Source organism: Pontibacter sp. BAB1700 (assembly GCF_000277005.1).
GTDB lineage: Bacteria > Bacteroidota > Bacteroidia > Cytophagales > Hymenobacteraceae > Pontibacter > Pontibacter lucknowensis.
Window position 1 is genome coordinate 1 of sequence record NZ_AKIS01000147.1, and the last position, 7,605, is coordinate 7,605.

4 protein-coding genes are annotated in these 7,605 nt (G+C 38.7%); all 4 read left to right on the forward strand.

Features of this window, described 5'->3' with window-relative positions:
• The first annotated feature begins 973 nt into the window (after nt 1–973).
• The 4 genes from O71_RS16450 to O71_RS16465 all read left to right on the forward strand — a co-directional run bounded on the left by O71_RS16450 (nt 974) and on the right by O71_RS16465 (nt 7,401).
• Entirely contained in the window at nt 974–2,437 is a 1,464-nt protein-coding gene (locus O71_RS16450; RefSeq protein WP_155800970.1) for a GNAT family N-acetyltransferase, read from the forward strand.
• Nucleotides 2,438–2,469: 32 nt separating this feature from the next.
• A complete protein-coding gene (locus O71_RS16455) occupies nt 2,470–4,140 on the forward strand; it encodes a GNAT family N-acetyltransferase (RefSeq protein ID WP_007658982.1) in 1,671 nt (556 codons plus the stop codon).
• Between the two features lie 19 nt (nt 4,141–4,159).
• Nucleotides 4,160–5,650, forward strand: a complete 1,491-nt coding sequence (locus tag O71_RS16460) for a GNAT family N-acetyltransferase (protein ID WP_007658984.1) — start codon at nt 4,160–4,162, stop codon at nt 5,648–5,650.
• 224 nt (nt 5,651–5,874) lie between these two features.
• Complete coding sequence (locus O71_RS16465; protein ID WP_081490526.1) at nt 5,875–7,401, forward strand: GNAT family N-acetyltransferase; 1,527 nt, start codon at nt 5,875–5,877, stop codon at nt 7,399–7,401.
• Nucleotides 7,402–7,605 lie beyond the last annotated feature (204 nt).

Sequence of the window (7,605 nt, forward strand, 5' to 3'; positions counted from 1 at the left end):
TTGTAACGTATATATTATTAATTGGATTTGAAAAATTGTTGATTTTTATAAAATATTTTGCGCTCAGTATGGTTTTGTTCAAAAACCATAAATAAAATTCTTTGGTATTACCAGGTTACTATACTCCCTGAATTCCTATATATAATATTAAAATTACCTCTAGTAGAGCCTGCTACACTTAAGTATATATGGGTTTGGATGACTAGAATAAAGATTCTGTGATTTTGAAAATACAGTTTCTTGATTTAGGTAATGAATACGCACTTACTATTAATTATACCTATATTTTTTTTAACGAAACACATATCATTTCCCTGTTATATCGTATAGACCTAATATCAGTATACAAAAAGGGATCTATAATATAATTAAATTAATGCTACAAAACGTCAATCCATTTCAATCACATACTGTTGGAGATAACAATCCTTACTCACTAATAAAGAAGAGCCAGGTAGGAGGTAATTGTCAACCTCAGGAATCGATCTTTCTCATTAATACACAGTTTGCTACTGCTAATAATAAACTATCAATTCCCCCCAAGATCTTAAGCAGATTATACCTTAGTTTGATGTGCTTCTAACCATCTTGATTCTAATTAAAGGTATACTAAGGATCATACAGTAGCTTATATGCTTTAGGATAGATAAAATAATAATCTACCCACTAACATACTAACATGTTAAAATGCAGGAAATTTTATGCAACTACTAACTGATACTATAGAGATTCCAAAAGCGGCATCAGCCCAGAGCAAATCCCTTATACATCTAACCATCGGAGCAGATGCTCATACGCTTTTATCCGACAGTAATTTTCAATATGAATGGGATCAACTTTATGAAACATGTGATTGGGCTACTGCTTTTCAAAGCAGGGACTTCGTTGCTGTATGGTACAGTTTAAATGAGCAAGATTATACCCCGATCATTGTGAGGCTGAGCAGAATGGTAAATTGATAGGACTGCTGACTATGACTCTTCTCAAAGATAGTCAATCTAAAACCACCTTGCGAAATAAGAGAGCCCGTATTGTGGGAGCCGGAGAGTATGAAGCCGAGTATCAAACTTGGCTTGCCAGTAAAAATTTTGAACTGGATTTTATCAATCAAGCCCTATCTCTTTTAACGCGCAACTTTCCCAAACATGACATATACTTCAGATATATACCAACTGGCACATCTGTAGCTCGTCTGGCGGACAGTTCTAATTGGGTGAGCCGCTGCGTTCTACAATCCTATAGCAGACCACTAATGGAAATGAACAAACCTGAGGTATCTAAGCTCTTTAAGAAAAGAGGTTTTAAGCTTAAGCTAAACCGATTTAAGCGACTTGGAAATGTAAGGTTTGAGCACATAACCGACCCTGACCAATTCTTGTCTATCTATGAACAGCTCAAGAATCAGTTTGACTTCCGCCAAGGAGCGATGTTTAATAAAATACATTTCAAGGGGAATCCACAGGCATCTAATTTATTGCTGAAGCTCTTCGAACGTAATTTATTGCATGTGACAGTTCTGACTCTCAACAATGAACCAATGGCGTCGATAGTAGGGATACATGGTAAAAACTGGGTGCATTTGGGAGGAATAAATACACACTCCCCTTTTTACGCAGTGCACTCCCCTGGCTTTGTGCATTTTCTTCTGCTGGGCCAGCTGCTGGCAAACGAGCACTCAGCCACCGTTTTCGACCTTACACCAGGTGGCGATGCCTATAAAGAACGCATGGCAACCAGCCATGACCAAGTATATGAGTTACTGATTTCACAAAGCCTCATTTACAACCTGAAGCGACGCTTACGCAAGTTGCTTCATGAACAGTTAATCAGGTCGGGGCATCGACCAATGAGCATGGAGCTCTACCTGAAAAAAAAGGCTTACCTCTTTCGTGCCCGCCTAAAGGGCCTGCAGCACAGATTATGGTTAGGTGCTGCCAGATACAACAAATCAGAACTCTGCTACCCGCTCGACTTCCCAACTGAGCATCTGAAACTGAACACAGACAGTCTTAGCGATCTGCTCTGCTTTGAGCAAATAGGGACGCAAACCACTAAGTGGGAGTTCCTTGAGGAGGCGATGGCTCGTTTTGAAGATGGGCAGCATGCCTACACCTTGGTCGATAACAGACAGTTACTCTTTTGCGCCTGGTTTGAAAAACAGGAACGACAGGAGACAGATGAGCAAAGAGATAATGAACAGCCTTCAATCCTTGAGATAACTTACTGCCTACCAGAGGCGGCCGAAAAGCTTCCTTCGTTTGTAGCCAGTGCATATGCATTACTAACTGTTCCAGTGCCTAATCTCTCCCACCAGGCAGTAATAAATGTAAACGACTACAGACTTTTAAAAGCATTGAAGGAAAATGGTTTTCGCCTTTGCAAAATCAAAACTTCTCATGTGAGGCCAGACCCAGTTGCCCAAGCCGACCTAAACTGAAAATAAGCGACGATTCAAAATAATTAATTTTTATGCAAGAGATAGTCAGTCACAAACAGAAGGAGAAACATGGCATTGACGCGGGGATTAGTTCAACTAGCTTATTGATAGGTAAAGAATTCTGGGAATTATATACCGATAAAAATTTTCAGAACAGTTGGGATTCCTTGTACCAAAATTGTTCATGGGCAACTGCTTTTCAAAGTAGAGAATATGTCATGTCTTGGTACCAGGTGTTCTCAGAAGAATACCTGCCAGTTGTTGTGGCCACACATTCTGACTATGAACTGATAGGCCTTCTTACCATGGCTATACCGAATTCAAAGAAGCCTATTGACAAGTTATACCAAAGCCGAATACAGATTATAGGAGCGGGTGCCTATGAAGCAGAGTATCAGGTATGGATAGCAGAGGAAGGAAATGGAGAGTCCATTATAAAAGCAGCCCTTTCTCTACTGAAGGAGCGATTCCCGAAAGGCGATATTTTATTTCGCTTCATACCCGCCCACACGCCTATTGATTGGATAAAAAAAGATAAGGTATGGCAAGGCCGCTGCGTCATTCAAGAGTTCAGGAGACCACTTCTTGAATTGCAGACGCCATCGATAGCACAACATTTGCACCTAAGCAGGCAGCATAAAACAAAGTACAACCGCCTGAAACGCATTGGCGACTTGGTATTTGAGAAAATTACAGAACCAGAGCAATTCTCCCCATTGCTGAAAGATCTGGCAGAGCAATATGACTTCAGGCAAGGAGTGATGTTCAACATGAATCAGTTCCGGGAAAATCCTCTTAAGACGGACTTCCTGATGCAGCTTTTTAGTAAAGGCATTTTGCACGTTACTATCCTGAGACTGAATAATGAGATCATTGCGGCTATGGTGGCAACACAAGGTAAAAACTGGGTACACTTGCAAGGACTAAATACACACTCCCCTTTTCACGCTAAAAACTCACCTGGCATATTACATTTCTTCATGCTAGGCCGCTATTTATCTGATGAGGGTTACGACATATTTGATCTGACTCCTGGCGGAGATAATTATAAGGAACGGTTTGCCACAAAATACGACCAGGTGTATAGCCTGGCGGTTACCGATAACAGACTGTACCGCATAAAACGTCGTATGCGCAAGCATGTATATGAGCACCTTATAAAAGCTGGGCATAGGCCTATGAGCGTAGAACTGAATCTGAAAAAGCAATTATACCAGCTGCGCCACCAAATAAAAAAAATTCGTCGAGGTCATATGCCAGTTTTATCCGGTAAAAGGACTTTTTGCCATTACCGATACAGCACATTGCTTCCTTCTTCAACAATTTTGGTCAGCACTGATAGTCTGAGCGACTTGCTGGGCTTTGAAGCAGGGGGCACTCAGGTCAGCAGATGGGAGTTTATGGAGGATGCAATGCGACGTTTTGAAGAAGGGCAGCATGCTTATACCTGGGCTAATGAGGGAAGACTTCTATGTTGCGCCTGGCTCCAAAACTCAGAGCATCAAAGTAAGCACGCAGTATTTGAGATAAATTATTGTCAGCAAGAGGTGATAGCACGTCTGCAAGAGTTTCTCACAAGCAGTGAGAAAGTGATCGCTAGGAATCAAGAAAATCAATTGCCTTTCATTATTAAATCGACAGAAAGGCAAATCTGTAAAGTGCTAGATATAACCGACAATATTCAAAAAATAACACAGCCTTAAACTTATCCTGATTTATACTATGCAAGCGCAAATCAATGTTTACAATACTGATTTTACCGTGTCATTGCAATCAGACGATAATGTCAAAATAACAATTGGTGAAGAAGCGTTCCAATTGGTTAATGACCAATCATTTATTCATAAATGGGATTCACTGTATGAATCATGCCATTGGGCAACTCCCTTTCAGGCAAAACAATTCGTTACAATGTGGTATAACCTGTATAGTAAACGGTTTGTACCTGTGATCGTTAGCAACTGGCAAAGTGGAAATCTCACGGGCTTGATTTTTTTAGCGCATAATAGCAAGGATAAAAAACTAAAGGGTGCTGGTGGTGATATTGCTTACTACCAGACCTGGCTCACTTCAGATTCAAATAATGAATTCATCAAAGCCTCCCTCCAAATACTTATTTCAAATTTTCCTGGCCATGTCATATCATTTATTCAGCTCCCCCCAGGAACCCCTATACGCTGGATTGAAGAGGACCCAAATTACAGGAAGATTTGTACACTTAAAACAGTTCAAAGGCCCTTAGTGAACCTGAAGGATAAAGGTGTTGATAAACTATTCAAAAAAAAGGAATTCAGAGAAAATTGCAACCGCCTGAAACGTTTAGGCGAAGTAAGCTATGAAAGAGTAAAAGATTTTGAAGTGTTCTCCAGCGTCATAGATGAACTCACTGCCCACTATGACTTTAGGCAAGGTGCTACCATAAACTGGACACCGTTCCTTAATAATCCTTTGAGAAAGCAGTTACTTTTAGAGATGTTCAGACAAAATCTACTTCATGTAACACTTCTTAAGTTAAACAATGAAATCTTAGCGTCTTTAATTGCAACCCAAGGTAGAGATAACTGGATATATGGTATAGGCCTAAATAGCCACTCTCCATTCTATGCAAGCCATTCTCCAGGATTTGTTTGTTTTGTGAAATTTATACAAATGCTCGTTTATGAAGGTTATAATACATTGGATTTAACAACTGGCAATCAGTCTTACAAAAGTAGATTAGCAAATGATTACGACCACGTGTATGAACTAACTGTGTCGCATAAATCTATTGTAGAAAAAACACTGGAAGTCATTAGGAATAAACATCTTACTCCTAAGATGAAAAAACTGTTAGAACAGTATAAACCTTATTTTTTACAAACCAAGCAAAAAATTGGGATTATTAAAAATCATGGCACCATACACTATTCATTACATTATATCAGGAATAAAAAGCAATCAGTATACGATTTCAGGACAAATCCAGAACATAACTACTCAAATAAAGATATACTGATAAAAAGGTGTAATCTACAGGATCTACTCTGTTTCGATCAAACTAAATCTTTTGTAAGTAAACAGGAGTTTCTGAGGGACGCTATGAAGAGATTTGAGTTAGGTGAACAGTCCTTTACGTGGGTAGAAGATGGATATCTTCTTGCCTGTGCATGGCTTCATGGTCCGAACAGATCCCGAAAAGATAAACGTACTTTCATCTTCCCTGAGGCTGTGTAGTTGTTCACAACGTCTACTATCACCCTCTAGCTAAAGATAGGTTGAGCAAATTTTTACATACTGTGAAGTTGGAAGCGAGCAGACTCATTGATTCTGCAAATATCTATGCAGTTGTATCTGATTCAGATGCGAAGCGAAGTAATATATTAGTCAAATCAACCATACCTCCGCATTCTGGCTGATGCTTAGGTAGCCTGCTCAATTAAAGACCAATATTTCCTGTTATGCTAAATCTTTCAACCACTTTATCCGCAAATTCATTAACAACGATGGGGCTACCTCCCCATGCAGTTGAAACTATTGTAGGTGATCAAGCCCGCTCATACTTAGCACGACCTAATGTTCCTACGGACTGGGATATTCTTTATAAGCGGTGTACTTGGTCAACTCCATTTCAAAGCTATGATTTCATTTCTACATGGTATAAGCTGTTTAAAGATTCTTATACGCCTATTCTCATCATACAAATACGAGACGAAAAACTTATAGGGGCCCTACCTTTAGCCATGGATTCTAACGGTAATTTAGTGTATGCGGGTGCTGACATTGCCGAATATCAGGTATGGCTTGCAGATCCTATGGATAGTGACAACTTCATTGAGCAAGCGATATTAAAGATTAAAAGTGATTACCCAGGTAAAACTATACCTTTAAAATTTGTGCCTTCAACTGCACCACTCCACTGGATTAAGCAGAATCCTTCTTTTAAATACAGCTGTGAAGTTATTTCGCATAAGCAGCCGTTACTTAAAATCAACTACAGTAGCATTGCTAAGGAACTTAAGAAAAAGAACAGGAAAGAGAAACTAAACCGATTAAAGAGATTAGGAGATTTACAATTTGTTAAGATTACTGACTCACTCGAGTTCGACTCTATACTAAATGAACTTGTTATTCAAAGCGATTTCAGAAAGGGCGCCATGTTCGATCAGTGTATGTTTATCAGTTCCACTGCAAGACGGGATTTTCTGTCTTCTCTTTTTAAGTTAAATCTTTTACACGTCACTATTTTAAAATTAGATAATACAATTATAGCTTCTAATGTAGGAGTTTTCGGAAAAAAGTGGGTGCACTTGCAAGGTATTAATACACATTCTCCTATGTATGCCAAGTACTCACCAGGTATACTACATTTTTTAATGCTAGGGTTAATGCTCTCAGAAGAAGAGATAGAGGTGTTTGACTTAACACCGGGGAATAATGGCTATAAGGAGATGCTGGCAACGGATTACATAGAAGCCTACGAGATTAATTTTCACACTAAGTCAAAGTTTATTTTTAATAAATTCAAGAGACAAGCTAAGTGCTTTTTCCAAAACTATTCTCAGCAAGTAGGAATTTCCTCATATGCTCTTAAAAACATCACTAAACGCATAAGTATTCAAAATCAAAAACTTAAACTTATTAGAAATTATAAAGCGACTATTATGAATCAAGCTACATTAAAATATCACTTCCCGAAAACTAAAAAATCTCTTCACAGAATCAACAGGTCGTCCATTTCATCAGAAGAGTACGTAAAGCTTAATTTTAACAGCCTATCGGACTTATTACGCTATAACCCAAAGGGAACTTTACAGACTCGTTGGGAATTTTTAGAAGATGCGATGAAAAGATTCGAGGCTGGCCAGCAATGTTACACTTGGCTAGAGAATGACTCTCTTTTAGCATGTGCTTGGCTCTCCCACCGTAATAAATCAAGTTCCCCAGCAACATTTAAAAATCAACACAGGAAGGGTCTTACCTTCTAGAACAGCTTTATCTACACCCTAACATCTATGATCAATCTGACAGAATAAAAGCAAGTGTTCTAGATAAATTACTACAGACAGATCAAAGCGCGGCTGTTTACACAAAAATTAGATAAGTTAAAAAAAATATTGACTTAAACAAACAACAAGGATTTTTAATACGTTAATATCAATACAACACTAAATAAGTACTATAGTACAATA

Coding starts and splice junctions, on each gene's coding strand:
- O71_RS16465 (WP_081490526.1), top strand. CDS start 5,875: ATGCTAAATCTTTCAACCACTTTATCCGCAAATTCATTAACAACGATG.
- O71_RS16455 (WP_007658982.1), top strand. CDS start 2,470: ATGCAAGAGATAGTCAGTCACAAACAGAAGGAGAAACATGGCATTGAC.
- O71_RS16450 (WP_155800970.1), top strand. CDS start 974: ATGACTCTTCTCAAAGATAGTCAATCTAAAACCACCTTGCGAAATAAG.
- O71_RS16460 (WP_007658984.1), top strand. CDS start 4,160: ATGCAAGCGCAAATCAATGTTTACAATACTGATTTTACCGTGTCATTG.